The 25,890-nt window shown below is 63.7% G+C and carries 29 protein-coding genes; 12 read left to right on the top strand and 17 right to left on the bottom strand.

Annotation, left to right across the window (positions count from 1 at the left end; genetic code table 11):
• Positions 1–2: 2 nt before the first annotated feature.
• Positions 3–257: a hypothetical protein gene (locus OO730_RS07125; protein ID WP_264983890.1), complete on the top strand. Its 255-nt coding sequence runs from the start codon at positions 3–5 to the stop codon at positions 255–257.
• A gap of 146 nt (positions 258–403) precedes the next feature.
• On the opposite strand, the gene secA is transcribed toward OO730_RS07125, so the two are convergent.
• The 4 genes from secA to OO730_RS07145 form a co-directional block, all read right to left on the bottom strand.
• Positions 404–2,947, bottom strand: coding sequence for a preprotein translocase subunit SecA (secA, locus tag OO730_RS07130; RefSeq protein WP_264983891.1), 2,544 nt, complete (start codon positions 2,945–2,947; stop codon positions 404–406).
• Between the two features lie 208 nt (positions 2,948–3,155).
• Positions 3,156–3,959: a hypothetical protein gene (locus tag OO730_RS07135; RefSeq protein WP_264983892.1), complete on the bottom strand. Its 804-nt coding sequence runs from the start codon at positions 3,957–3,959 to the stop codon at positions 3,156–3,158.
• 6 nt (positions 3,960–3,965) lie between these two features.
• Positions 3,966–5,090, bottom strand: coding sequence for a (Fe-S)-binding protein (locus OO730_RS07140; protein ID WP_264983893.1), 1,125 nt, complete (start codon positions 5,088–5,090; stop codon positions 3,966–3,968).
• Positions 5,091–5,258: 168 nt separating this feature from the next.
• The gene (locus OO730_RS07145) at positions 5,259–6,644 is read right to left on the bottom strand and encodes an FAD-binding oxidoreductase (protein WP_264983894.1); all 1,386 of its coding nucleotides are present in this window, start codon (positions 6,642–6,644) and stop codon (positions 5,259–5,261) included.
• A 196-nt stretch (positions 6,645–6,840) separates the two neighbouring features.
• Between OO730_RS07145 and OO730_RS07150 the strand changes: the two genes are divergently transcribed.
• Entirely contained in the window at positions 6,841–7,974 is a 1,134-nt protein-coding gene (locus tag OO730_RS07150; RefSeq protein WP_264983895.1) for an ABC transporter substrate-binding protein, read from the top strand.
• 19 nt (positions 7,975–7,993) lie between these two features.
• On the opposite strand, the gene OO730_RS07155 is transcribed toward OO730_RS07150, so the two are convergent.
• Positions 7,994–9,100 (bottom strand): Gfo/Idh/MocA family protein, encoded by a 1,107-nt coding sequence (locus tag OO730_RS07155; protein WP_264983896.1) that lies wholly within the window; start codon positions 9,098–9,100, stop codon positions 7,994–7,996.
• 144 nt (positions 9,101–9,244) lie between these two features.
• On the opposite strand from OO730_RS07155, the gene OO730_RS07160 reads away from it, so the two are divergent.
• Genes OO730_RS07160 through rsmI form a run of 3 tightly spaced genes read left to right on the top strand, consistent with a single transcriptional unit; the run spans position 9,245 to position 11,633 of the window.
• On the top strand, positions 9,245–10,366 hold the full coding sequence (locus OO730_RS07160) for an ABC transporter substrate-binding protein (protein WP_264983897.1): 1,122 nt from the start codon (positions 9,245–9,247) through the stop codon (positions 10,364–10,366).
• A 50-nt stretch (positions 10,367–10,416) separates the two neighbouring features.
• The gene (locus OO730_RS07165; protein ID WP_264983898.1) at positions 10,417–10,806 is read left to right on the top strand and encodes a YraN family protein; all 390 of its coding nucleotides are present in this window, start codon (positions 10,417–10,419) and stop codon (positions 10,804–10,806) included.
• A complete protein-coding gene (gene rsmI / locus OO730_RS07170; protein ID WP_264983899.1) occupies positions 10,806–11,633 on the top strand; it encodes a 16S rRNA (cytidine(1402)-2'-O)-methyltransferase in 828 nt (275 codons plus the stop codon). The genes OO730_RS07165 and rsmI overlap by 1 nt, the downstream gene beginning before the upstream one ends.
• Before the next feature lie 81 nt (positions 11,634–11,714).
• Here rsmI and OO730_RS07175 read toward each other — a convergent pair whose 3' ends face one another.
• Complete coding sequence (locus OO730_RS07175) at positions 11,715–11,927, bottom strand: hypothetical protein (RefSeq protein ID WP_264983900.1); 213 nt, start codon at positions 11,925–11,927, stop codon at positions 11,715–11,717.
• Between the two features lie 166 nt (positions 11,928–12,093).
• Between OO730_RS07175 and bioB the strand changes: the two genes are divergently transcribed.
• From bioB to smpB, 6 genes are read left to right on the top strand one after another with little or no spacing between them, the layout of a single operon-like run.
• Positions 12,094–13,068, top strand: a complete 975-nt coding sequence (gene bioB, locus OO730_RS07180) for a biotin synthase BioB (protein ID WP_264983901.1) — start codon at positions 12,094–12,096, stop codon at positions 13,066–13,068.
• A gap of 9 nt (positions 13,069–13,077) precedes the next feature.
• Positions 13,078–13,629 carry a biotin transporter BioY gene (locus OO730_RS07185; RefSeq protein ID WP_264983902.1) on the top strand — a complete coding sequence of 184 codons (552 nt, stop codon included), beginning with the start codon at positions 13,078–13,080 and terminating at the stop codon, positions 13,627–13,629.
• A 15-nt stretch (positions 13,630–13,644) separates the two neighbouring features.
• Positions 13,645–14,436 (top strand): PTS system mannose/fructose/sorbose family transporter subunit IID, encoded by a 792-nt coding sequence (locus OO730_RS07190; RefSeq protein ID WP_264983903.1) that lies wholly within the window; start codon positions 13,645–13,647, stop codon positions 14,434–14,436.
• Positions 14,437–14,485: 49 nt separating this feature from the next.
• Entirely contained in the window at positions 14,486–14,788 is a 303-nt protein-coding gene (locus OO730_RS07195) for an HPr family phosphocarrier protein (RefSeq protein WP_264983904.1), read from the top strand.
• A 3-nt stretch (positions 14,789–14,791) separates the two neighbouring features.
• The gene (ptsP, locus tag OO730_RS07200; RefSeq protein ID WP_264983905.1) at positions 14,792–16,576 is read left to right on the top strand and encodes a phosphoenolpyruvate--protein phosphotransferase; all 1,785 of its coding nucleotides are present in this window, start codon (positions 14,792–14,794) and stop codon (positions 16,574–16,576) included.
• A gap of 3 nt (positions 16,577–16,579) precedes the next feature.
• A complete protein-coding gene (gene smpB, locus OO730_RS07205; RefSeq protein WP_264983906.1) occupies positions 16,580–17,062 on the top strand; it encodes an SsrA-binding protein SmpB in 483 nt (160 codons plus the stop codon).
• Positions 17,063–17,202: 140 nt separating this feature from the next.
• Here the strand turns inward: smpB and OO730_RS07210 are convergent, their stop codons facing one another.
• From OO730_RS07210 to ffh, 9 genes are all read right to left on the bottom strand, one after another.
• Positions 17,203–17,463 carry a Txe/YoeB family addiction module toxin gene (locus OO730_RS07210; RefSeq protein WP_264983907.1) on the bottom strand — a complete coding sequence of 87 codons (261 nt, stop codon included), beginning with the start codon at positions 17,461–17,463 and terminating at the stop codon, positions 17,203–17,205.
• On the bottom strand, positions 17,463–17,720 hold the full coding sequence (locus OO730_RS07215) for a type II toxin-antitoxin system Phd/YefM family antitoxin (RefSeq protein ID WP_264983908.1): 258 nt from the start codon (positions 17,718–17,720) through the stop codon (positions 17,463–17,465). The genes OO730_RS07210 and OO730_RS07215 overlap by 1 nt, the downstream gene beginning before the upstream one ends.
• 91 nt (positions 17,721–17,811) lie before the next feature.
• Entirely contained in the window at positions 17,812–18,453 is a 642-nt protein-coding gene (locus OO730_RS07220; RefSeq protein WP_264983909.1) for a ribonuclease HII, read from the bottom strand.
• A 244-nt stretch (positions 18,454–18,697) separates the two neighbouring features.
• Positions 18,698–19,048, bottom strand: coding sequence for a 50S ribosomal protein L19 (rplS, locus tag OO730_RS07225; RefSeq protein WP_264983910.1), 351 nt, complete (start codon positions 19,046–19,048; stop codon positions 18,698–18,700).
• Positions 19,049–19,065: 17 nt separating this feature from the next.
• Positions 19,066–20,361, bottom strand: coding sequence for a tRNA (guanosine(37)-N1)-methyltransferase TrmD (gene trmD, locus OO730_RS07230; protein ID WP_264983911.1), 1,296 nt, complete (start codon positions 20,359–20,361; stop codon positions 19,066–19,068).
• Positions 20,358–20,957: a ribosome maturation factor RimM gene (gene rimM / locus OO730_RS07235; protein ID WP_264983912.1), complete on the bottom strand. Its 600-nt coding sequence runs from the start codon at positions 20,955–20,957 to the stop codon at positions 20,358–20,360. The genes trmD and rimM overlap by 4 nt, the downstream gene beginning before the upstream one ends.
• Before the next feature lie 12 nt (positions 20,958–20,969).
• Complete coding sequence (locus OO730_RS07240) at positions 20,970–21,203, bottom strand: KH domain-containing protein (protein WP_015414977.1); 234 nt, start codon at positions 21,201–21,203, stop codon at positions 20,970–20,972.
• 104 nt (positions 21,204–21,307) lie between these two features.
• Positions 21,308–21,547 carry a 30S ribosomal protein S16 gene (gene rpsP / locus OO730_RS07245; RefSeq protein WP_264983913.1) on the bottom strand — a complete coding sequence of 80 codons (240 nt, stop codon included), beginning with the start codon at positions 21,545–21,547 and terminating at the stop codon, positions 21,308–21,310.
• 119 nt (positions 21,548–21,666) lie between these two features.
• The gene (ffh, locus tag OO730_RS07250) at positions 21,667–23,190 is read right to left on the bottom strand and encodes a signal recognition particle protein (protein ID WP_264983914.1); all 1,524 of its coding nucleotides are present in this window, start codon (positions 23,188–23,190) and stop codon (positions 21,667–21,669) included.
• 213 nt (positions 23,191–23,403) lie between these two features.
• On the opposite strand from ffh, the gene OO730_RS07255 reads away from it, so the two are divergent.
• Positions 23,404–24,375: a 4Fe-4S binding protein gene (locus tag OO730_RS07255; RefSeq protein ID WP_264983915.1), complete on the top strand. Its 972-nt coding sequence runs from the start codon at positions 23,404–23,406 to the stop codon at positions 24,373–24,375.
• A 17-nt stretch (positions 24,376–24,392) separates the two neighbouring features.
• Here OO730_RS07255 and OO730_RS07260 read toward each other — a convergent pair whose 3' ends face one another.
• Positions 24,393–24,728, bottom strand: coding sequence for a TraR/DksA family transcriptional regulator (locus OO730_RS07260; RefSeq protein WP_264983916.1), 336 nt, complete (start codon positions 24,726–24,728; stop codon positions 24,393–24,395).
• Positions 24,725–25,885, bottom strand: coding sequence for a pyridoxal phosphate-dependent aminotransferase (locus OO730_RS07265; protein ID WP_264983917.1), 1,161 nt, complete (start codon positions 25,883–25,885; stop codon positions 24,725–24,727). Before OO730_RS07265 ends, OO730_RS07260 begins: the two co-directional genes overlap by 4 nt.
• Between the last annotated feature and the right edge of the window lie 5 nt (positions 25,886–25,890).

Below are 25,890 nucleotides of genomic sequence, written 5' to 3' on the forward strand. Positions count from 1 at the left end.
GCATGAGCCAGGAAGAAGTTTCACGGCTGGTCAACGACGTCATGTCCAAGCCGGACATGCTGGCCGAGGCCATGACCATCCGGGACCAGGCCGGGATGGAAGCATATATCACCGCCAAGGGGTACGACCTGACCAAGGCCGAAATGGCCGATGTCTGGGCCATGGCTGCCAAGGTCATGGCGGGCCGCGCCGAGCCCATGGACGCGGCCGAGGAACGCATCAACACGGTCAAGAGCAAGGTCCGGCCCAAGGACTGATTTTCCTCGAACCGGTTGAAGGATAGTGGTTGATATGCGGGTGTCCCCGGCGGGGCATCCGCATATTCCTTTTTCGATTTCCGAAACACGAACGCCCGGCTCGGCTTTTGCCGAACCGGGCGTTTATGAATTGAATGTCTATCTGATTACGCGCCGCAGCACTTCTTGTATTTCTTGCCGCTGCCGCAGGGGCAGGGGGCGTTGCGGGAGACCTTGGGGTCCTTCTTGACCGTGGCCGGTTTCTTTTCCTTGGCGGACTCGTGGTCCGTGTATTCCAGGTCCTCGGAGCCCTCGTGCTTGAACTCCTCGTCCTTGACCTCGGCCTCGATGCGCAGGTGGGAGAAGGCGCGCATGGCGTTCTCCTTGATGGTGTAGACCAGCTCGGAGAAGAGCGCGAACCCCTCGCGCTTGTACTCCTGCTTGGGGTCCTTCTGGCCGTAGCCGCGCAACCCGATGCCGTCGCGCAGGTGGTCCATGTTCAGCAGGTGCTCCTTCCAGTTGCGGTCGAGCGAATCGAGCAGGAAGTAGCGCAGGATGGGCTCGTAGTGATCGCCGGTGGAGGCGCGCAGGTAGCCGAAGATTTCCTCGACCCATGCGTCGGCCTGTTCGCGGGCGGGCAGGGAAACGTCCGGCCACTCCTTGAACCGTTCGAAATTGAACACCTCTTCCAGCCGCGCGCGCACGGAGTCGACCACCTCCTGGTCCTCGCCCTTCATGGCCAGGGCCGGCTCCAGGATGTCCTCCAGGAGATCGGTGGCGTACTCGCGGGCGATCTCCTCCACGGTCTCGGCCTTCATCAGGTCGTGGCGCAGGCCGTAGATGGCCTCGCGCTGCTGGTTCATGACGTCGTCGTATTCGAGCAGCTGCTTGCGGATTTCGTAGTGGTGGCCTTCCACGCGGGTCTGTGATTTCTCGATGGCGTTGCTGACCATCTTGTTCTCGATGGCCATGCCGTCTTCCAGACCGAGCTTCTCCATGATGCCGGTCAGGCGGTCGGAGCCGAACAGCCGCATGAGGTCGTCGTCCAGGGCCAGGTAGAAGCGGGAGGAGCCCGGGTCGCCCTGACGGCCGGAACGGCCGCGAAGCTGGTTGTCGATGCGCCGGGACTCGTGGCGCTCGGTGCCGATGATGTGCAGCCCGCCCAGTTCCCGGACGCCCTCGCCCAGCTTGATGTCCGTGCCTCGGCCCGCCATGTTGGTGGCGATGGTGACCTTCTTCTTCTGGCCCGCCTCGAGCACGATCTCGGCTTCCCGTTCGTGCTGCTTGGCGTTGAGCACGTTGTGCGGGACCTTGCGCTTCTTGAGCAGGTGGGAGAGCAGCTCGGACTTCTCGATGGACACGGTGCCCACCAGCGTGGGCTGGCCGCGCCGGTAGCAGTCCTCGATGTCCTCGGCAATGGCCTGGTACTTCTGCTCCTGGGTCTTGTAGATGGCGTCGGGGTTGTCCTTGCGGATCATCTTCTGGTTGGTGGGGATGACGATGACCTCGAGCCCGTAGATCTGGTTGAACTCCACGGCCTCGGTGTCGGCGGTGCCGGTCATGCCCGCCAGCTTGTCGTACATGCGGAAGAAATTCTGGAAGGTGATGGACGCGAGCGTCTGGTTCTCGGCCTCGACCTTGACGTTCTCCTTGGCCTCGATGGCCTGGTGCAGCCCGTCGGATAAGCGGCGGCCCGGCATGAGGCGGCCGGTGAACTCGTCCACCAGCACCACCTGGTTGTCCTTGACGATGTATTCCACGTCCTTGAGGAAGCAGTAGTGGGCCTTGACCGCCTGGAGCACGTGGTGCTGCAGCGAGATGTTCTGCGGATCGAACAGGTTGTCCACTTCCAGGAGCTTCTCGATCTTCTCCACGCCCGCGTCGGTCAGGGTGATGGCCTTGGTCTTCTCGTCGAGCACGAAATCGCCGTCCGGGACGGCGTCCTTGTCCTCGGGGTCCGTGGGCGAGGACTTCTTGAGCTTGGGCACGATGGCGTCGATGCGGCGGTAGAGGCCCGAGGATTTCTCGCCGGGACCGGAGATGATCAGCGGGGTCCGCGCCTCGTCGATGAGGATGGAGTCCACCTCATCCACGATGGCGAAGTTCAGGGGCCGCTGGACCAGCTGCTCCTTGTAGAACTTCATGTTGTCGCGCAGGTAGTCGAAGCCGAATTCGTTGTTGGTGCCGTAGGTGATGTCCGCGGCGTAGGCGGCCTGGCGCTCCTGGTCGTTGAGGCCGTGCACGATCACGCCGTAGGTCAGGCCCAGGAAGTTGTACAGCTGGCCCATCCACTCGGCGTCGCGCGCGGCCAGGTAGTCGTTGACCGTGACCACGTGCACGCCCTTGCCGGACAGGGCATTGAGCACCACGGCCAGGGTGGCGACCAGCGTCTTGCCCTCACCGGTCTTCATTTCCGCGATCTTGCCCTGGTGCAGGACCATGCCGCCGATAAGCTGCACGTCGAAGTGGCGCATGGGCGGGTCAAAGGCGCGTCTGCCCGCCTCGCGCACCAGCGCGAAGCACTCGGGCAGCAGGTCGTCCAGGGTCTTTTCGCCTGCGGCTACCTGTTCCTTCCACTCGGCGATCCTGGCCGGGAAGTCCGCGTCGGACAGGGCTTCCATCTGCGGTTCGAGCGCATTGACCTGCTCGATGATCGGGTTGAGCTTCTTGAGATATCGGTCGTTCTTGGAACCGAAGAGCATTTTCAGCATTATACGTGGTCTCCTGAAGAGTTATGTACCTACCGGCGTGCAAAAAGACGGGGCCGACGCCCCGCCGCTGATTCCGTACATATAGTCATGAGCCGGAAAGTCAACGACAGTCGGGTGAAAAACGGGATTTTCCCGACCGAAAGGGGATAGCACAAGGAAGGCCGCCCGTAAAACGGACGGCCTCTGGAAAACGGAATGGGTTATGCCACTATTCGGCGGACGGAGCAGACGCCATCGCCTCCTGCCGCAGCCGAAGTTTTTCGTACCAGACAGGCAAAGTGACGAAAGCCACGAGAGAAACGATACAAGCCACCGCCAGCAACAGGATAAAGGGGAGCACGGGAAAACCTCCGTCCTGGGCCTCGCCGCCGGATGGACCAAGCACCGTCACGAACAAAATTTGCAGCACGATCATCGGCAAAATCGTCATCACCAGCGAACCGACCATCCGCCAGACATGCCCTTTGGTCATGGCCAGCGCCTCTTTGACTTTAACGACCCGGCCCGTAGCTGCGCCCGGGATCATGACGGCCAGTCGAAGCATCAGCCCGAATCCCGCCAACCAACCAATGAATGCGAAAATGACACCTGCGGTGAACAGGCCGGTGCTGATTTCCCCGCCCGGCCCCGCCCCGTACAGAATTATCAGAATGAACGGCAGCATTCCTATCAGCATAGGCAGGGCCATTCCCAGATACGCGATGAGCCCGCGAACAAAAACGCGCCACATGGCCAACACCATGTTCTTTGGGAAAAAGTCATCCTCACCGCGCATCTGGGAGATAGCCGTGTGGTTCAGCATCACATAAACGAAGCAACTCACCACCATCACACAGGCAAACCCTACGATGCCCACGACCGCCGCCAGGTCGGGATAGGCCAATTGAATCCCCACCATCAGCAGGGACGGCATTATGCCGAGAATCATCACCCCCACGAGTGTTCCCTTCCTGGCCCAACTGACCGCCAGCGCTTCCTTGACCACCGCAACAGGAGAAATCTTGTCCGACATGTATACCTACCTCATGATTTCCAACCAGTGTCCCACCATCACCCCTTCCGGGGCGGTTGCCGAAAGCTGGGCCAGACAGGCGGAGCAGCCCGTGAGCAGGACCTCCGCGCCGTCAAGCGCGGCCCAGCACTCGCGATTGACCGGGTCGGTGGCGCCGGGCGCGGCCAACCGCATGACGCCGCCGAAGCCGCAGCACTGCCTGTCCGTGGCCGCGACCAGCCGGTCTCCGAGCATTGTGGTGAGCAGCGCCCGGTCCGGGTCCGCCTTCCCCGCGTGGCAGGGGTGGTGATAGCCCAACGTTTTCGGCAGGTTGTCGGTTATCATGAAGCGCACATCATGTAAACCAATCGATAACGGAAACATGGATTCCAACCAGAACGTGCACTCCGCCTCGTCTTCAAAACACCCGGCGTATCCTTTCAGACCGGCCAGGCAGGAGGTGCAGAAGGTGACGATCTTGGGCCTGCCCGCCTCGCGCCAGACCGCCACGTTCTTCTCGGCCATCTCCCGGCTCTCTTCCTCGAAACCCGCGCACTTGAGACCCGAGCCGCAGCAGGCGAAGTCGCCGGAAATGACGTCCACGCCCAGCCCGTCCAGGAGCTTGAGCGCGGCCATGAGCCAGCGCCCCTGCACGAAGTTCGCGGTGCAGCCCGCGAACAGGAGCATCCGCTCGCCGCGCCATGTATCGGGATATTTCTCGATCTCGACAAACGGGTCCAGGCCGGGGCCGCCCGACATCCCGGCCAGCATCTTGAGCATGGGGCCGAGCTTTTCGGTGTGAAACGCATGGGGAATGAGCTTGGCCGCTGCCGAACCGGCGGGCCAGAGCTGTTTGGCGCGGGTCAGCCATGTCTTCCACAGCCACGCCTTGAAATCAGGGTGCGCGCCGCGCAGTCCGGCCACCAGCGCGGGTACGTCCACGCCCTGGGAACAGACCTCGGCGCACCGGCCGCAGCCCAGGCACAACCCGGCCAGCCGGGCCGCCTCGACCTCGGACAACTCGCCGGGATTCTCCGCCAGCACGCGGCACAACTCGGCCTTGGCGCGCGGGCTCAGTTCCTCGCGGTTGGTGGCGCGCAGAAGCGGACACACTTCCATGCACTTGCCGCACAAGATGCAGTGATTCGACATGGCCTATGTCCTAACTCGTACCGACGCGGATTGACAACGGTGCCGTATTGTTCAGGTGGTATCGGCTGCAAGGCGCAAGTGAAATCCGGGGCCGTGGCGTATTCCGCATACGCGAGGGTCCGGATTTGCCGCAGCAACGCAGCAGACGGTGCCGCATGGACAATACGGCTACCACCCCTTTCCGGGGTTCATGATGTCGTTGGGATCGAAAACCTTTTTGATGTCCGCCATGATCCGCAACTCGTCCGCCGAGAGCTGCTCGGGCACAAACGAGGCCTTGGCCAGCCCGGTGCCGTGCTCGCCGGAGATGGTGCCGCCGAGGCGCAGGGCCAGCCGGAACAATTCGTCCTTGATCGTGTGGGCCGTGGCCCGTTCGCCCTCTGCCGCGCCGTCGAACATGATGTTGGCGTGGATGTTGCCGTCGCCCAGATGGCCGTAGCAGAGCACGGGCAGGCCGTATTCGTCGCCGGTGCGGTGGATGGTCTCCACGAGCTCGCCGACCTTGGAGCGCGGCACGGCGATGTCCTCGGACACCTTGTCGGGCCGCAGCCGGTAGGAGCCGGGCGAGATGGAACGCCGCACGTCCCAGATGGCCTCCTCGGCCTCGTCGACGCCCACTTCCACGGACAGGGGACGCACGGCGTCGAGCGCCTGCGTCAGCCGCCGGACCTCGGCGTCCACCCCTTCGCTCGTGCCGTCCACCTTGAACAGGAGCGCGCCCTTGGCCTTCTGCGCCACCGGGATGTCGTTGCCCATGCGCACCACGTCCAGGACCGTCCCGTCCATGAACTCGCAGGCCGACGGCAGCAGCCCGGCCCGGAACACGGCCCGGGCCCCGTCCATGCAGGTGGCCAGGTCGCGGAAGCCGACCAGCACCGAGGCCGAGGCCTCGGGCAGGGGCACCAACTTGACCGTCACCTCGGTGATCAGGCCGAGCTTGCCCGCCGAGCCGACAAAGAGCCGCTTCAGGTCCAGGCCGACCACGTCCTTGTGCGCCCGGCCGCCCATGGTCAGGATGCGTCCGCCGGGCAGGACCGCTTCCAGGCCGAGCACCCAGTCGCGGGTCACGCCGTACTTCACGGCCCGGAGCCCGCCCGCGCAGGTGGCGATGTTGCCGCCCACGGTGGAAGTCTTCACGCTGGCCGGGTCGGGTGGATAGAAAAGCCGTTGTTTCGCGCACGCGGCCTGGAGGTCCGCAGTGACCACGCCGGGCTGGAGCACCGCCGCGAAGTCTTGCCCGTCGATGTCGATGATCGTGTTCATGCGCAGCAGGGAGACCACCACCCCGCCATGGATCGGCACCACCGCGCCCACCTGGTTGGTGGCCCGCGCCCGGGGAACCACGGGCATGCGCTCTGCATCGGCCCAGCGCAACAGCTCGGCCACCTGCCCGCGATTCTCCGGCCGGACGACCGCCAGGGGCATGGCCCGCTCGCGGCCCGCGTCCGTGGCGAACACGTTCATTGCCTCGGGCGTGAGCAGACACCCGTCTCCGGGAAACAGATCGGTCAAAAAGGCTTCATGCGCCTTGGTCAGGGCTTGGGCGTACGGCATGGCAGAAAACTACGGCCGGACCGCCGGGGTGTCAATGAAAGCAAACGTCCCGACCGTATGGCGGCAGCCTCGGCAGGCAAACGGACATCGAACCGGACATAAATTGGAACCGTTATTGCCCCGAAGAGTAAACCGTGCTACATTTATACATATTTTCGATCTGGGGCGGTCATTAACCGGACAGGATGTCGGACTCATGAAAAGAACGGGACAACGTTTTCTCTGGCTGGTCCTTTGTGCATTGCTGCTCGCCGCTCTCCCGACGAACTCCCTCGCTGCGGTCGAATTGCCCTCCGTAACCTTCGTCAGCCCCTCCATGGCTTCCAAGCGGCCCTTCTGGAACGACTTTATCGCCTTCATGAAGGTCGCGGCTGAAGACCTCGGAATAAACCTGACCGTGCTTGAAGCCGACAACCGTTTCGAGGTGAACGACCTGGTCCGCAAAACGCTGTCCGGCCAGGCCAGGCCCGATTACCTGGTGAGCATCTACCAGGCGGACACCACCATAGCCACCCTGACCATGGCCCGCGACGCCGGGGTGAAGACGCTCATCGTCAACACCGACGTCGTCGACGCCGAGAGGGCCGCAGCCGGTTCCCCGCGAGGGATCTACCCGTCCTGGATCGGGCACATATTCCCTGACGACGCCTCGGCCGGGCGCATGCTGGCAAAACGACTGTTTGACCGGGCCGGGCAGATGAATCTCCGGGCTCCGGACGGGAAAATCCATGTCATCGGCCTCGGGGGCAGCCATACGGCCACTTCTTCCTCGCACAGAAGGACCGGGTTGTTGTCCGCCGTGGCGGATTTTCCCGACGTGGTCGTGGACCAATTCGTCCTCGCCTACTGGAAGCGGGAAGTGTCGCGCCAGAAGGCCGTGAAGCTCCTGTCCCTCTACCCCGACGCAACGGTATTCTGGGCCATCAACGACCACACCGCCATGGGGGTCCTGGACGCCATGGACAAGAGGGGGGCCGTGCCCGGCAAGGACATCCTGACCGGGGGCATAGACTGGTCCCCGGAGTGCGTGGGAAAGGTGCTGAACGGGAGCATGGTGACCACCATCGGCGGCCATTTCATGGAGGGGGCCTGGGCGCTGTTGCTGCTTCTGGACTACCACAACGGCCACGACTTCGCCCAGCCGGACCCGACGCTGCATTCGGAGATGCGCATCATCGACAGCGACACCGCCCACAGGTTTCTTCCGGTCCTCGACCGCGACAACTGGCCGTCCATCGACTTCAGGCGGTTGAGCAAAACGTACAACCCCGGACTGGAGAAGTACGACTTCAGCCCGGACGCCGTGGCCCGCCAGCTCTCCGAACAATAACGGCCCGCTCCCGGACGAACTACTCCATTTCCACCCAGACGGTATCGTCCCGGGAGCTCTCAAGGCACGCCTCGATGAAGCGCACGCCGCGCACGCCGTCCTCCCCGGTGGGAAAATCCACGGGCGCGTTTGATATGAGGGTGTCGCAGAACGCCCGATAGATGTTGGCAAAGGCCATCAGCCACCCCTCGGGATGACCGGCCGGGGTATGCGAATAGGCCATGGCCCCGGGCAGCAGATCGGGCGAGCCGCGCACGATGGTCCGGGCGGACTCGCCCAGCGGCATGTACCGGAGATGCTCCGCATCCTCCTGAAACCATTCCAGGCCGCCCCGGTCGCCGAAGACCCGCAATTTCAAGCCGTTGACCATGCCCGTGGCCGCCTGGGAGTACCAGTACATGCCGCGCGCGCCGCCCGCGTATTCGGTCAGGATGGCGCCGTTGTCGTCCAGCTCGCGGCCCTCCACCAGGGAATCCAGCCGGGCGGCCAGCCGGGTCAGCTTGAGCCCGGTGACGTGGGGCACCAGGTATTCGATGTGCGAACCCACGTCGCCCAGGGACAGGGTGCCGCCGCTGCGCTCCGGGTCCGCCCGCCAGCTCGCCTGGGTGTGGCCGGTGGCTTCCAGCAGCTCGGCCAGCCATCCCTGCGGGTACTCGGCGTTGACGAATCGGACCTCCCCGATGTCGCCGCGCGCGATCATCTCCCGCATCTGGCGGACCATGGGATAGCCCGCGTAGGTATAGGTCACGGCCAGGTGGAGGCCGCCGGCGCGGGCAAGCCCGACCAGTTCCTCGGCCTGGGCCGAAGTGTGGGTGAACGGCTTGTCGCACATGACGTTGATGCCGTTCTCCAGGCACGTCTTCACGTTGGGGTAATGGGCCTCGTTGGAGGTGACCACCACGGCGAAATCGATATCGCCCGCCTCGAGCCGGGCCATCTCCTCGGGCGTGGCGTAGAGCCTGTCCTCGTCCAGGCCGAGTTCCAGGCCGAGTTCCCGCGTCTTTTCCAGATCGCGGGAAAAGCATCCCGCCACCAGTGTCGCCTGCCCGTTGAGGGCCAGGGCGTTGCGGTGCACCGCGCCCACGAATGCGCCGGGGCCGCCGCCGATCATTGCGTATTTAAGCATGGGAGCCTCCTGCCCGGAGCATACCCCAAAACACTCGAGGCAAAAAGAGGTGATGCGGCCCAACAACGAACTTGCTCCTTTTCCCCTGAAACTATAACCTACCGTCTACAGCCCCTCGCATAAGCAACCGAAAACTGGAAAAGCATGAAACGCCTGTCCGCAATAATCGCACTCTGCCTGTGCCTGCTCCCCCTCGTCCCCTCCGGTTCGGCTGCGCGGACGCCCATACGGGTGGCCTTCATCTCCCCCTCGCCACAGGGGGAACAGCCCTTCTGGGATGAATTCGCGGCCTTCATGCAGGAGGCCGCCCGGGACCTCGGCATGGAGCTCGAAGTGGTCTACGCAAGACATCGCTTCGAGGTGGAGGAAAATGCCGACCAGATCGCCCACCAAAAGGCCAAGCCGGACTATCTCGTCTACATGTATCAGGCCACCAGCACCCGGAACATGCTGCCCATGCTCGAACAGATGGGCATCAAGTCGGTCATCGTCAACACGGACACCATCCCGCTGGAACGGCCGCTGGTCGGAGGCCCGCGGGAAATCTACCCGCACTGGATCGGGCACATATATCCCGACGACCTCCTGGCCGGGCGCATGCTGGCGGACCGCCTGATCCACCAGGGCATCGAGAATGGACTGACGGACAATGACAGGTTGCTGCACATGGTCGGCATCGGCGGATCAAGGGACGCCACCTCGGGCACCTACAGGATGAACGGGCTGATGCAGGCCCTTGAGAACAACCCCAGAGCCGTGCTGGACCGGTTCGTCTGGGCGGAGTGGCAGCGGGACAAGGCCCGGACCAAGACCCTGGCCCTGCTGGACTACCATCCCGACGCCCGGGTGTACTGGGCCGTGCACGGAGACACCGCCCTCGGCATCCTGGACGCGGTCGAGGAGTTGGGCATCAAGGCCGGAAAGAGTTTTCTCACCGGAGGCATCGGCTGGTCGGCGGACTGCCTCCAGGCCGTGAGGGAAGGCCGCATGGAGGCCGCCATCGGCGGGCACTTCATGGAGGGCGCGTGGGCCCTGGTCATGATCCTCGATTACCACCACGGACACGATTTCGCCGCGCCCGATCCGACCCTGCAATCCGAAATGCGCCTCATCGACAACTCCAACCTCGACACCTACGCACCGCTTCTCGACCCCGACAACTGGAAGAAGATCGACTTCAGGCTGTTCAGCAAAACGTATAATTCCCGCATCACGGAATACGATTTCAGCCCCGACGCCGTTGTCCGGCAGTTGAGCGGGAATTGACGCCTGCGCCGTCTGGCAAGCCGGGCTCCCCTGTGCTATCTCTCCACTTCATGGGCTTTTTCGCAAAATTGCTGCCGACCAAACGGATCGGCGACCTGGGCGAGGACGCCGCCGCCCGGTATCTCGAGTCCAAGGGGCTGCGCGTGCTGGACCGCAACTGGCGGTTCCGGCAGTGGGAGCTGGACCTGGTCTGCCGCGACCGCGACACCATCGTGTTCGTGGAGGTCAAGACGCGCAGGGCGGGCTCCATGACGAGCCCGGCGGACGGATTGACCCCGAAGAAGCGCGCCCGGCTGGTCAAGGCGGCCAGCCGGTACCTGACGGAAAAGGCGCTGTGGGACGAGCCCTGCCGGTTCGACCTGGCCGCAGTCACGGACTCCGGGACATCCATGGACGTGGAACACACCGAAAACGCATTCGACCTGACCGGGATGGAATAATGACGGATACCGGAACACTCTGGGTGGTGGCCACCCCCCTGGGCAATGTGGACGATCTCTCGCCCCGCGCCCGCGCCGTGCTGGAAGACGCCGACGTGGTCCTGGCCGAGGACACCCGCCGGGCCGGGCTGCTCTTCCAGCGGCTCGGACTCGCCAGGCACGGACGGCTGATGTCCTTTTTCGAGCACAACGAGGACAAGCGGCTGCCCAAGGTCGTGGGCTTCCTCGAAGACGGGCTCGACGTCGCCCTCATCTCGGACGCGGGCACCCCGCTGCTGTCCGACCCCGGCTTCACCCTGGTCCGCGCCTGCCGCGACCAGGATATTCCGGTCAGGCCCGTGCCCGGCCCCAGCGCGCCGGTGACCGCCCTGTCCGCCTCGGGCCTGCCGCCCCTGCCCTACACCTTTCTCGGGTTCGCCCCGCGCAAGAAATCCCAGACCGAGAAACTCCTCAAGGCCCACCGCGACACCGGCGCCACCCTGGTCCTGTTCGAACGCAAGTCCCGCCTTGCGGGCACCCTCGGCATCGCCTTCGACATCCTGGGCGACCGCGAGTTCTGCGTGGCCCGCGAGCTGACCAAAGAGTATGAGGAATTCATCCGGGGCACCCTGGGCGACCTCGACAGCGTGGATCTCGACCTGCGCGGCGAGTTGACCGTCATCATCGCCCCGGCCGGAGCGACCGGCGATGCGGGCGAGGACACGATCCGCGAGTTGATCGACGAGGAGGCCGGGGCCGGGGGCAAGCCCAAGGAAATCGCCCGCAGGGTGGCCGACCGGGTGACGGGCTGGACGTCCAAGGAAGTCTATGCCCTGATGCGGGACTGATCTTTCCCGGACAAACCGAAAGGCCGGAAGCGGGATATCCCGCTTCCGGCCTTTCGATTTGTATTTCAGCCGCGAAGCGCCCTAACTTCCGTACAGTGCGCCCTTGCGGAAGAAGCAGTAGAAGTCGCCCTGGTCGAACAGGCCGGGATGGCGCCGCTCGAAACGGGCGGCAATGCGGAACAGCGCCGGGCACCTGTGCCGGGCGAGCCCTCCGATGAAATGGCCGAGGCTCGCGCCCAGCGCCATCAAGGCGACCAGCAGCACCCCGTCCACAAAGAAAAGATCCAGTTCCATTTCCATAATACATACCTCCCGAATAAGAATCAGAACCAAAGCATAGGCTTTTCCGGCGGCGAATCAACCCCCCTTTTCAAATCCTTTTATTCACATGGCGTCGCCCCGGGTGTGCAGAATCCGGCCCGGCTTGACTTCTCCCCGCGACTGGCCCAAATAGCACCCCATGAGCCTGAACGCCGCCTGCCGCAAAGTCCTTGACGGGCGCGACCTCGCGGATTCCGAGATCCGATACCTCATCGAACTCCCCGACGAGCGCCTCGGCGAATTCCTGCCCCTCGCACACCGCATAAAAACGGCCCGCTTCACCAATGCGGTGGGATTGTGCGCCATCATCAACGCCAAGTCCGGGACCTGTTCCGAGGACTGCTCGTTCTGCGCCCAGTCGGGCCACCACCGGGGGGAAAGCCCGGTGTATCCGCTGCTGCCCGCCGACGACATCGAGAAGGCCGCCGTTGCCGCACAAGGTCACGGCGTGACCCGCTTCGGCATCGTGGCCAGCGGCAAGCTGGTGGGCGGCAGGGACCTGGACGGCTTTGCCGAATCCGTGCGCCGGGTGGCGGCCCTGGGCATGGCCCCGGACCTTTCGCCCGGCATCCTTGACCGCTCGCAATTAAAAACATTGAAACATGCCGGGTTGAAGGGCTATCATCACAACCTGGAAACATCGGCCTCGTTCTTCCCCCGCATGTGCTCCACGCACGCGTACGAGGAGGACGTGGCCGCGGTGCGCGCCGGGATCGACGCCGGGCTGCACGTCTGCTCCGGCGGCATCTTCGGCATCGGCGAATCGTGGGACGACCGGGTGGAGCTGGCCCTGCTCCTGAGGGAACTGAAGGTACACTCCGTGCCCGTCAACTTCCTCCACCCCGTCCCGGGCACGCCGCTGGAAAACCGGCCCGTGCTCTCGCCGGAAGAAGCGCTGAAGATCGTGGCCCTGTTCCGCTTCCTGCTGCCGGACCGGCACCTGCGCATCTGCGGCGGGCGGCCCACCGTGTTCGGCGAAACGCGCAAAAGCGAACTGCTCACGTCCGGGGCCAGCGGCCTCATGGTCGGGGACTACCTGACCACGCGGGGCAACAGCGTCCGCTCGGACCTGGATGACATCAACCGCGCCGGCCTGGTTCCGGCGGCATCATAACGGATGACAATGACCGAAAATTCAATGCTCGACCTGCACCGGCTCGTCTGGACCGCGCTCATGGCCGCCCTCATCGGCGCAGGCGCATACCTCATCGTGCCCATAGGCCCCGTGCCCATCTCCATGCAGCCGCTGTTCATCTTCCTGGCCGGGTACGCCCTCGGCCCCCGGCACGGCGTCATGGCCATGGGCCTCTACCTGCTGGCCGGAACCGTAGGCCTGCCCGTTTTCGCGGGCGGCAAGTCCGGGCTCGGGCACCTGCTCGGCCCCACGGGCGGCTACCTGTTCGGCTTCCTGGCCTCCGCCCTGCTCTGCGGGCTGGCCCGGACCGGCAGGGACCTGATTCCCTGGACCAGGGGCATCGTCTTCGGCATCATGGCCATTCTCGCCGCCTACGGCGCAGGGGCCGCCTGGCTCAAGTTCGCCCTTGATTTCTCCTGGGGCAAGGCCGTGGCCGTCGGCGTGGTCCCGTTCATCCCCTGGGACGCGGTCAAGATCTTCGTGGCCCTGGCCTGCTGCCGCTACCTGGCCCGCCACAACCTCCTGCCCGGACAGCGGTAGGCGGGAAGGCGCACCATGAAAGACAGGGGATCGGCGCAGACGCGGACGGACAGCCGGGGCATGGCCTTCGTGCGCAGCTTCCTGCGCTGCTACCTGGTGGGCGCGGGATTCAACACGCGCGGCATGCAGAACATCGGGCTGATGTACGCCATGCAACCCGGCCTGCGCGCCATCCACAACGATCCCAAGATGCTCAGGAACGCCCAGAAACGGTACGCCCGCCACTACCAGTCCCATCCGTTCTGGACGCCGTGTCTGGTGGGCATCCTCCTCAACGTCGAGGGGGCCATCAAGACGGGCCGGTTCCCGCCCAAGATGCTGGCCAAGGTCAAGGACACCATGGCCTACACCCTGTCCGCCATCGGCGACTCGGTGTTCGCGGGCAGCCTGCTCATCTTCTGGGCGCTGCTCACCATCTGCCTGATCCTGTCGGGCCTGCCCCGGACGGCCCTGGCCGTGGGCGTGGTCTTCCTGGCCGGGCTCCAGATATTTCGGGCCTACACCTTCGCCGCAGGCGTCCGGGAAGGGTTCAAGCTGCTGGAGAAGCTCAAGCGGTGGGATCTCATCAACTGGGGCCGGAGGGTGAAATACGCCAACGCCGGGCTGCTCATCTGGCTGTGGACCCTGATCTGGCCGAATCCCCAGCAGTGGTGGGAGCTGCCCATCGGCGTGGGCGGGCTGCTGCTCTTCGCCCGCTTCGTGCGCACGGGAGTGCTCTCCCGCGTGCTGGCAGTGATCGTGTTCGTGATGCTGATAGACATTTTCCCCTGGGTGGAAGAAGCCGTCCGAAACGGATTTGGCTTGTGATTTTCCGCTCAATCATACATAACCACGGGTTGAAAAAGCAGGTTCGATAATGACGGATGAAAGCACCACAGACATGGACAACGAAGATTACCTCTCCCGGAAGGTCATCGTCGCCTCCGACAACGGGCTGCATGCCCGTCCGGCGGGCAGGCTCGCCCAGGAGGCACAGACCTTTGAGGCCGACATCTCCCTGGTCCTGGACGACCAGGAGGCGGACGCCAAGTCCATACTCGACATCCTGACCCTGGCCGCCGGGCCGGGCAACGTCCTGGAACTGCGCGCCACCGGCGTGGACGCCGAGGCCGCCCTGGAACGGCTGGAAGAACTGTTCGCCAACAAGCTCGAAGGATAATTCATGGCCGACTCGATCATCACGGGCATACCGGTTGCCACGGGCATCGCCATAGGCAAGGCCTTTTTCGTCAACCGAAGTCATGCCGCCAACCTGCCGAGACAGACCGTCGCGGCCCGGCTGGTCGGTGACGAGATCACGCGGCTGCACGAGGCCTTCGCCACCGTGGAGGGGGAACTCAAGACCATTCGCAAGACCCTTCCCGAAGAGCTGAAAAGCCACGGCTCCCTCATCGACACCCACCTGATGATGCTCAGGGACCCCAAGCTCTCCGGGGCCGCCGAGGAATACATCAAGACGCTCGGCCTGAACGCGGCCTGGGCGCTGGAAAAGGCCGTGGCCGACCAGGAGCAGGCCTTCGGGGCCATCCGCGACCCCTACATCCGCGAGCGCATGCAGGACGTCCGCGTGGTGGCCGACAAGGTACAGACCAAGCTCATGGGCCTGGAAGTTGACATGACCGCCATCTCGGGCCGGGCCATCATCATGGCCCACGACCTGACCCCGGCGGACACCGTGGAGCTCCAGGCGGACAAGATCATGGGCTTTGCCACGGTGCGCGGCGGCAAGACCTCCCACACCGGCATCATGGCCCGCTCACTGGCCATCCCGGCCCTGGTCGGCGTGGACGGGCTGGAGGACAAGGTCCGCGACGGCGACCTGGTCGTCCTGGATGGGTTGACCGGCAAGATCGTGGTCAATCCCACCGAGTCGGAACTCGAGGATTACAACGAGCGGGCCGCCCTGTTCGAGGACTACTCGCGCAAGATCAAGCGCCAGTGCCACCTGCCCGCCGAGACCTTCGACGGCTCCCGGGTCGAGGTGCAGGCAAACATCGAGCTGGTGGAGGAAGTGGCCGCTGTCCTGGACAACGGCGGCGAGGGCGTGGGCCTCTACCGCACCGAGTACGCCTACCTGAACCGCAAGGAGCTGCCCTCCGAGGACGAGCTGGCCGACAAGTATATCGACCTGGCGTCCATCATGTCCCCGCGCAAGGTCGTCTTCCGCACCCTGGATCTGGGCAGCGACAAGTTCATCGCCTCCTTCGGCGAACTGCACGAGGCCAACCCGGCCATGGGGCTTCGGGCCATCCGTTTCTGCCTGAAGAACCCGCAATTGTTCAAGACCCAGCTCCGGGCCATCCTGCGCGCCTCGGCCTACGGCAACGTGTCGCTCATGTTCCCCATGATCTCCGGGGTCAAGGAAATCAGGCAGGCCAAGGCGTGGCTCGCCCAGGCCAAGGCGGAGCTTCGCCGCGAGGGCGTGGAATACGACCCGAACATGCCGGTGGGCACCATGATCGAACTGCCCGCCGCCGTGATGATCGCCGAGTACCTGGCCCACGAGGTGGACTTCTTCTCCATCGGCACCAACGACCTGATCCAGTATTCGCTGGGCGTGGACCGGACCAACCGCCATGTCTCCTACCTGTACCAGCCGCTCCACCCGGCCACCCTCAGGGCCATCAAATTGGTGGTTGACGCGGCCCATCAGGCGGGCATAGAAGTATCGCTCTGCGGCGAGGTGGCGTCCGACCCGTTCTGCGTGCCCATCCTGCTCGGCATGGGCATCGACTCCATCTCCATGACCCCGCAGGCCATTCCCGGCATCAAGCGCATCATCCGGCAGACCAACATGCACGACTGCCGCAAGCTGCTCAGGGACGTCCTGGAATGCCGCACGGTCAGCCGCATCAACAACCTGGTGATGGACAACATTTTCAAGCACTTCCCCGAGGAAGTCACATTCTTCTCGTCCCTTCTCGAAAACGACGAGTTGCCCTCATAATCCATGGCAAAGAAAAAAAAGAAATCCACCTCCCCGAACACCATCGCGGTCAACAAGCAGGCGCGGCGGCTGTACGACATCACCGAAGACCTCGAGGCGGGCATCTCGCTCAAGGGCAGCGAGGTCAAATCCCTGCGCGCCGGGCAGGTGTCCTTCAAGGACGGCTACGTCCGGTTCACGGCCGACGGCGAGGCGTATCTCGTGGGTGTGCACATCGCCCCCTACGACAAGACCGGGGTCTACGATCAGCACGATCCTGAACGCCCCCGGCGGCTGCTCATGCACAAGCAGGAAATCGAGAACCTCCAGGCCAAGACCGAACAAAAGGGCCTGTCCGTGATCCCCATGCGCCTCTACTTCGCGCGCGGCAAGGTCAAGGTCCAGATCGGCCTGGGACGCGGCAAGAACGTCCACTCAAAGAAGCAGGACATCAAGGACCGCGATATCGCGCGCGACACCGCCCGGCAATTGGCGGACTACAAGTAAGAATGTCTCCGACGGCCAGAGGGGGAACCTTTCGAGAAAGGTTCCCCCTCTGGACTCCCCCTCCAAAACTTTTTATCGCCGCTTCGCGGGGTGGGTGATCGATGTTGGGTGCCTCGTGCTGCTGTGCGAGGCGGTCAGGCTCAGTAGTGGTAACGGCATTGGGCGATGATCAGTGCGTCCGCCTCGCTGTCGTAGGCGTAGACAAGGCGGTGTTCCCTGTCGATGCGGCGGGACCAGTAGCCGGTGAGGTCGAAACGGAGCGGTTCGGGCTTGCCCCGCCCTTCAAAGGGAGTCCTCAGGGCGTCCCGGATGAGCAGATTGATGCGCTTGACCATCTTTTTGTCGGCCTTCTGCCAATACAGATAATCTTCCCAACCGTGTTCGGTCCAGGTGAGGCGCATCAGTCCTCCAGGAGCGCGTGTTCTTCAAGCTCCCCCGCCTGGGCGGAACGGATTGACGCACGCAACCGGTCGGCATTGGCCGGGCTGCCTAGCAGATACGCCGTTTCAGCGATCGAATTATAGTCTTCCAGGGACATCATGACCACAGACTTTGCCTTGCGCCGCGTGATGATCACGGGCTCATGCGAATCGCACACCTCGTCCATGGTGGACGCCAGGCGTTGACGAGCATCGGTGTAGGTGATGGCTTCGGGCATGTCGGCCTCCTTTTCTGTACAATAAATAGTACAGGTTTGCCCCATGGTCAAGGACGGGCCCTGCGCCCGATCACGGAAGGTCGTGCCGCGCCTAGAACAGGCTGGCCTGTTCCTGCGGCTTGTCTTCGGGTTTGACCTTTTTGAAGGTCAGGCGGTGGAGGCGGCAGGGGCCGAGTTTTCGGATGGCCTCGATGTGGGCCTTGGTGCCGTAGCCCATGTGCTGGGAGATGCCGTAGCCGGGGTAGCGTTTGGCCAGCTTGACCATGAGCCGGTCGCGGAAGGTCTTGGCCAGGACCGAGGCGGCGGAGATGGCAGGGACCTTGCCGTCGCCCTTGATCACGTACTCCTGATGGATGTCGCGCCCCAGCGCGTAACCCGGAATGGTCTTGTCCCCGTCGATGCGCAGGAATCTCGGCTCCGCCTTGAGGCAGCGCACGGCCCGCCCCATGGCCCGGAACGTGGCCTGCAAAATATTGACTTCGTCTATCTCCGGCGCCCAGGCCACACCCACGGCCCAGGCCACTGCCTGCTCCCGGATCAGGGGATACAGCTCCTCGCGCCGCACGGCCGTCAACTGCTTGGAGTCGGTCAGCCCCGGCAGGTCGTACTCGACCGGCAGGATGCACGCCCCGGCCACCACGGGCCCGGCCAGACACCCCCGCCCGGCCTCGTCCACCCCGGCGATCTCCGTCGGGGAATACCCCCCTGCTTCGTACAAAACGACCTGGCTCATCCGCTGATCTCCTCCGGCACTGTTTGTGCCCCAAAGCTCCACAAAAAGCCACCACGGCCATCCCCAAAACCCAGAAAGCCCGAAGTGTCAGTTGACACTTCGGGCATATATTCCATCACAGGAATTTTTCGGAGAAGTGGTGAGATGTGCCGATGCGAGGGGATTGCAGGACCGCCGCGTAGTCCTCCTACGCAAGGGTCTGCTATCGCCGAGCAGCGGTGCAGATCGCCGCTTCTCCGGAAAATTACTCCCAGATCTGTTTGGACTTGATGCGTGCGGCCTTACCCCGCAGATTGCGCAGGTAGTAGATGCGGCTGCGGCGAACCTTGCCCTCGGAGACCACTTCCACGCGGTCGATGAAGGGGGAGTTCATGGGGAACACGCGCTCCACGCCGATACCGTCGGAAATCTTGCGCACGGTGAAGGTGGAGTTGGTGGTGCCGCGACGGCGACGCAGGACAGCGCCCTGGAAGACCTGGATGCGTTCCTTTTCACCCTCGATGATGCGGTAGTGAACCTTGACGGTGTCACCGGCCTTGAACTCGGGCATGTCCAAACGAATGTGTTCGGACTCGATTTTCTTGATGATGTCCATAGCAGTCTCCTGAATTCTTAGTACTCATCCGCGATGAGGCGATCAACAATGATGGCAACCGCACTTCTTACCGACAGATGGTTGTAGTCGTCCAAATACCTGACAGGCCGCATTATGCCGTCCGCTTTGGAGAGGACTTCTTCCGCCAAACCGTGTCCGGTTCCAAAAATCAATAAAACCGGAGAGTTGGCGAGCCATTTTTGGACCTCTGAACAGGTCAGGGCAGGCTCCGCCTCCTTGCGGCGATCCAGCCGTGCTGAAGTGGCCGCGAGGCGGGGACATTGCCCTGTTTGCGCCTCGATGTCAAGGACCGCAGACTCGATATCGTCAAAAACCTTGACCTTGGAAAAGGCCTCGGCGCGGTCCGGATTGGCCTGGCTGCCCGCCCCCTCCTTCCAGTGGCTGAGGAGCCTGTCGGCCAGCGCTTTCTGGTCCTCGATGGGCGTGGTGGCGTAGAACCCTCCCAGGCCGTAGCTGCGGGCCACGCGGGCCATGTCGTGCAGGTCCAGGTTGGTCACGGACACCGCCACCTTTTCGCCGAACTTGTTGACCACCGGATAGTGGCAGAGCGCGATATACAGGTTGCGCCCCAACCGGGTGCGCGGTTGTGCGCGCAGAAAATCGATATCCTCGACGGTCAGCCGCGCGTTGGGCAGCAGGTCCGGCCGGTCGCTCAGGGTGGCGGACAGCGAGCACTCCCGCCGCCAGTCCGCGATCTTGCCGTGGTCGCCGCTTCGCAGCACCTCGGGCACGGCGAGCCCGTCATAGTCCTCGGGCCTGGTGTAGTGCGGGTATTCGAGCAGCCCGGCGGAAAAGGACTCCTCTTCGCCGGAGTCCTCGTGCCCCATGAAGCCGGGCAGAAGCCGGGCGATGGCCTCGACCATGCACACGGCCCCGATCTCGCCGCCGTTGAGCACGAAATCGCCGACCGAGACCAGCTCGATGGGGTAGAGGTCAAGGAGCCGCTCGTCGATGCCCTCGTAGCGCCCGCAGATGAGCGTCACGTCCTCTTCCTGCGACAAAGCCTTGGCCTGGGCCTGGTTGAACGGCTTGCCGCGCGGGGAGAGCATCAGGATGCGTCCCTTGCGCTCGACGGAGTCCAGGGCCTTGACCATGGGGTCGAGCTTGAGCAGCATGCCCGGCCCGCCGCCGAAGGGGCGGTCGTCCACGGACTTGTGCACCCCGCCCGCGAACCGGCGCACGTCCACGTAGTCGAGGGAGACCAGCCCGTTCTCCACGGCCTTGCCCATGAGGCCGCTCTGCAGCGGCGACTCGAAGTAGTGCGGAAAGATGGAGACGAGATGGAAATTCATGACTGCTTTTTCCGGCGCGGGGGCGTGCGCTTCTTTTTCTTTTTGGGCGGATCGGGGTTGAGATAGAGATCCAGCAGCCCTTCCGGCGGCTCGATGAGGATGGTCTCCGCGTCCAGGTCGATGTCCAGCACGAACTCGGGCACGGCGGGCAGCAGGATTTCGGTCCCGGCGTCATTGACGATCACCCAGGTGTCCTGCTCGCCGGTCTCGTAATAGCCCGTGAGCTCGCCCACCTCGGTGCCGTCTTCGAGCACCACGCGGCAGCCGATCATCTGATAGAGATAGTGCTCGCCCTCGTCCGGCTCCGGCAGATCCTCCTCGCGCACGAGGACAGACCGGCCACGCAGCCTGTCGGCCTGGTCGCGATCGGTCACGCCCTTGACGGTGACAAGGATGAATTCCTTGTGTTCACGCCAGGATGTGATGGAAACGGGCTGTTGAGGCCGGGCCCCATCCTGCAGGTACAGGGTGTCCACCGCGTCGAAAAGGGACGGGGAGTCTGCATGACTCTTCATGCAGAACTCCCCTCGAATTCCGTGCGGCTTGACCACCCCGCCCACGAGGATGAACCCCTCGGCGGAATGTCGTTTAGCCATCGGCCTGCCAGACTACTCGAGAATCTCCAGGACGGAGCGCTTGCGGGCCTTGGTGGAGGCGGCACCGAGCAAGGTACGCATGGCACGGGCCGTGCGGCCCTGTTTGCCGATCACCTTGCCAAGGTCTTCCTTGGCCACCTTCAGCTCGATCACTGAAGTCTGTTCACCTTCGACTTCCGAAACGTGCACTTCGTCCGGGTTGTCCACAAGGGACTTGGCAATGTACTCAATCATCTCTTTCAACATGACGTCACCTCCGTGTAGGCGCATCGCCGTGCGCCATGAGTCTCAGCTGCCAAACCGGTCCGGACCACGCGGGGGCTGTCGGCTCCCCGCACAAGAGGCGTACGCTACTTGCCGGCCTTTTTCAGCAGGGAACGAACGGTGTTGCTGGGCTCGGCGCCCTTGGCAAGCCACTGTTCGATCTTGTCCATATCGAGCTTGATGTCGTTGGGCTCGACCATCGGGTTGTAATGCCCGAGGTATTCAACAGGGCGTCCGTCGCGACGGGCAGCGGAATCCAGGGCCACCACGCGGTAGAAGGGACGCTTCTTGGAACCCATACGGGTCAGTCTGATTTTCATAGCCATGATACTTATTCTCCCAATAGTTTTTTCATACGTTTTTGCACAGTTTATAGCAAGATGATATAATTATAAGGTGAGAGGTCCAGCACACCGATTGGCCCTCAAAACCTCTTAATTCCCTGTTATTTTTTCTTTTTCTTCTTTTTATTTTTTTTCTTGTTCAATTTCTTTTTCTGGCGTTCCTTGAGGGTTTTCTTGGACAGATCCCTGCGGCCCCCCTCTTCCTCGCCCATTCCCGGCATTCCGCCCATTCCGGGCATTCCGCCCATGGCGTCCATGTCCGGCATCCCGCCGCCACCGGCCAGGCCCTTGAGCCTGCCCAGCATACCTTTCTGCTTCTTGCCCTTGCCGCCGCCCATCATGGCCTGCATGACCTTGCTCATCTGCTTGAAATTCTTGATGAGCACATTGACGTCGGCGACCTTGAAGCCTGAGCCCTTGGCGATGCGTTCCTTGCGGCTCTGGTTGATCAGGGACGGCTGGCGGCGTTCCTTCAGGGTCATGGAGGAGATGATCGCCTCGGTGCGCTTCATCTCGTCCTCGGGCATGGCGTTGTCGCCCATCTGCTTCATGATGTTGCCCATGCCGGGGATCATCTTGAGCAGCCCTTCCATGCTCCCGAGCTTCTTGAGCTTCTTCATGTGGCCGAGGAAGTCCTCGAAGTCGAACTCCGCCTTGGCCATCTTCTCGGCCATGGCCTTGGCCTCATCCTCGTCGATCTCGCTCTGGGCCTTCTCGATGAGCGTCATCATGTCGCCCATGCCGAGGATGCGCGAGGCGATGCGGTCGGGGTGGAAGAGCTCCAACTCGGAGAGCTTCTCGCCCACGCCCACGAACTTGACCGACCTGCCGGTCACGGACTTGATGGACAGGGCCGCGCCGCCTCGGGCGTCGCCGTCCATCTTGGTCAGGACCACGCCGGTGATGCCGAGCTTCTCATTGAAGGAGTCGGCGACGGTCACGGCGTCCTGGCCGGTCATGGCGTCGGCCACGAATAAAATTTCCTGGGGCGTGCATTCGCGCTTGATGTTCTCAAGCTCGTCCATCAACGTCTCGTCGATGTGCAGTCGGCCTGCGGTGTCGAAGAGCACCAGGTCGCAGCCCAGTTCCTCGGCCTTGACCAGCGCATCCTTGCAGATGTCCACCGGGTTCATGTCCGTGGTGGACGGATACACGGGCACGTCGAGCTGCTTGGCCAGGGTGTTCAACTGGTCGATGGCCGCCGGGCGATAGACGTCCGCCGGGACCAGGTACGGCTTGCGCCCATGCTGCTTGCGCAGGAAGAGCGCGATCTTGCCCGAGCTGGTGGTCTTACCCGAACCCTGCAGGCCGACCATCATCAGCTTGAGCGGCTTGGCCGCAAGGTCAAGGTCCTGCTGCTCGCCGCCCAGAAGCTCGATCAGCTCCTCGTTGACGATCTTGATGAAATGCTGGCCGGGCTCCAGCCCCTTGAGGACCTCGTCGCCCAGGGCGCGTTCCTTGACCTGGTCGACAAACCCCTTGACCACCTTGAAGTTGACGTCGGCTTCCAGCAACGCAAGGCGAACCTCGCGAAGGCCCTCCTTGATGTTATTTTCATCAAGGGTCTTTTTGCCGCCCAACTTCGAAAATGTGGAGCTGAGTCTATCTTGCAGGCTCTCGAACAACGATCCTATCTCCCGGATTTATCTCGGTTTCCGAAACTCACCCACGCGCAGAAATCCCATCCACCGCGGGCAAAGAGGTGGTTTGTTAAGCCAGATTAGTGAGATAGTCAAGCGCGGCAGGGCCGGACGAGCCGCTCGCCGTGCACATGCTGCACACCCTTGCCCGGGAGGAGGGCTTGGCGTAAAGGGGCTGCAAAACAGTTCAGGACATCCATGAAAAACACGCTCACCCCCTCCCGGTTCCGCCTGGCCGTCCAGGCCGGTTTCACCCTTTTCTGCCTCCATGCGGGCTACCGCTTCGTCGGCTTCGTGGCCTGGGTCTCGGGCCGGTCCGAGACGTTCACGTCCAAGCCCGGCGCCGTGGAAGGCTTCCTGCCCATCAGCGCACTGATGGGGTTCCGGCACCTGCTGATCACGGGCCGGTGGGACCCGGTGCACCCGGCCGGGCTGGCCATCTTCATCAGCATCCTGGTCATGGCCTTCCTGTTCCGCAAGGCATTCTGCGGCTACATCTGCCCGGTGGGTTTTCTCTCGGGGCTGTTGGAGCGGGCCGGTCGGCGCATGCATCTGGCCCTCATCCCCCCGAAATGGATCGACCTGCCCCTGACCGGAGTCAAATACCTGTTGCTGGGCGGCTTCTGCTTCGCCGTGTTCTCCATGGACCCGCGCTCGCTGGAGGCGTTCCTCACCGGCCCGTACAACATGACGGCGGACGCGCGCATGCTCCAGTTCTTCCTCGCCCCGTCCACCCTTTCCCTGACCGTCATCGGGCTGCTTGCTGCGATTAGCCTGGTCGTGCGCAACTTCTGGTGCCGCTATCTCTGCCCCTACGGCGCGCTGCTCGGCATCATCTCCCTGCTCGGCCCCACGTCCGTCAAACGGGACGCGGCGAGTTGCGTGGACTGCGGGAAATGCACGCGCCGATGCCCGTCCGGCATCAAAGTGCAGGAAAAATCCGTGGTCCGGTCGCCGGAGTGCATCGGCTGCGGGGAATGTGTCGGGGCATGCCCGGTCGACGGGTGCCTGTCGTTTTCCGTGTACGGCAAAAAGCGCATCCCGTGGCTGGCCGTGGGGGCGGGCGCAACGGCCACCCTCCTGCTGGCCTGGCTGTGGGCCAAGGCGACGGGCCACTGGGACAGCGCCCTGCCCGAGGCCATGCTCAAGCGGTTCTATTCCATGTTCTAAGGCGCGACCGGGACCCGCTACTCGGCGCACTCCACGCAGTGCACCGTCTCGGGCATGGCCTTGAGCCGGGCCATGGGGATGGGGTCGCCGCACTCGACGCACAGGCCGAAATCCTCGTCCTTGTCCACCTTTTTCAGCGCCTCCTGCAACCGGACCAGCCGCACCCTGGCCTTGGACAGCTGGGCCTCGGCCACGGACTGGTTGACGATGTTGTCCATGCGCGAGATGCGGCCGATGGCATTGTCCGGGGCCACGGGCTTGACCAGCTCCTCCAGCCGGGGAATCTCCGCCTTCAGCCCCTTGATCTCTTCCAGGGCGTACGTCTTGAAATCCTTTTTCTGGCTCGCGTTCATTGCCCCAGCCTCCGCAGCCTGTGCATGGCGTCTTCAAGCACGTCCATCTCCTTGGCAAAACAGAACCGGGCCAGGGTCTCCCCCACCGGGCCGGAATAGAAGGCCGAGCCCGGCACGCAGGCCACCCCGGTCTTTTCCAGCAGGTGCAGCGCCCGCTCCTTGGCCGTGACGCCGGGCAGGGACGTGACGTCGGCCAGGGTGTAATACGCGCCCTCCGGGACGTGCGGGGCCAGGCCGATGGAGCGCAGGGTGTCGCAGAACAGATCGCGCTTGTGCTGATGGTCGTCGGACACGCCTCGGTAATAGTCCTCCCCCAGCTCCTCCAGCCCCCTGGCCGCGCCGATCTGAAGCGGCGAGGGCGCACACACGTACACCAGGTCGTTGAAATGGCCGATGGGCAGCGCCCACTCCGGGTCGCAGACGGCATAGCCCAGCCGCCAGCCGGTGACGGCGAACACCTTGGACAGGCCGGAGATGGTGATGGTCCGCCGGGCCATGCCGGGCAGGGTGGCCGGGGCCACGTGCTCGCGCCCGTCGAACACGAAGTGCTCGTATATCTCGTCGGTGAACACGAACAGGTCGTGGGCCTCGGCGAAATCGGCGATGACCGCCAGTTCCTCGCGGGAGAAGACCTTGCCCGCCGGGTTGGACGGGGTGTTCAGGATCAGGGCGCGGGTCTTGCCGGTGACCGCCTTTTCCAGGTCTTCGGCGCAGAATTCCCAGGTCGGCGGCTCAAGGGTGACGTAGACCGGCTTGATGCCCAGCGCCGCCATGGTCACGATGTGGTAGCCGTAGTACGGCTCGAAGACCACGACCTCGTCCCCCTCGTCGAGCAGGGCGAGGCAGGCGGCGTAGAACGCGCCCGTGGCCCCGGCCGAGACCACCACCTGGCCCTCGGGGTCCACGTCCATGCGCGCATACTTCTTCTGCTTGGCCGCGATGGCCTGCCGCAACCGGGGCAGCCCGTCGAAACGGGTGTAGATGTTGTAGCCGTCGGCCATGGCCCCGGTCACGCCGTCCATGACCACCTTGGGCACGGGCAGGTCGCACACGCCCTGGGCCAGGTTGACCCCGCCCACGCGGGCGCACTCCAGCGTCATGTTCCGGATTTCCGACTGGGCCACCAGGGGCCGCAACTTGCTCACTTTCAACGTCATGGGGT

It is taken from the genome of Pseudodesulfovibrio portus (assembly GCF_026000375.1).
GTDB classification, from domain to species: Bacteria; Desulfobacterota; Desulfovibrionia; order Desulfovibrionales; family Desulfovibrionaceae; genus Pseudodesulfovibrio; species Pseudodesulfovibrio portus.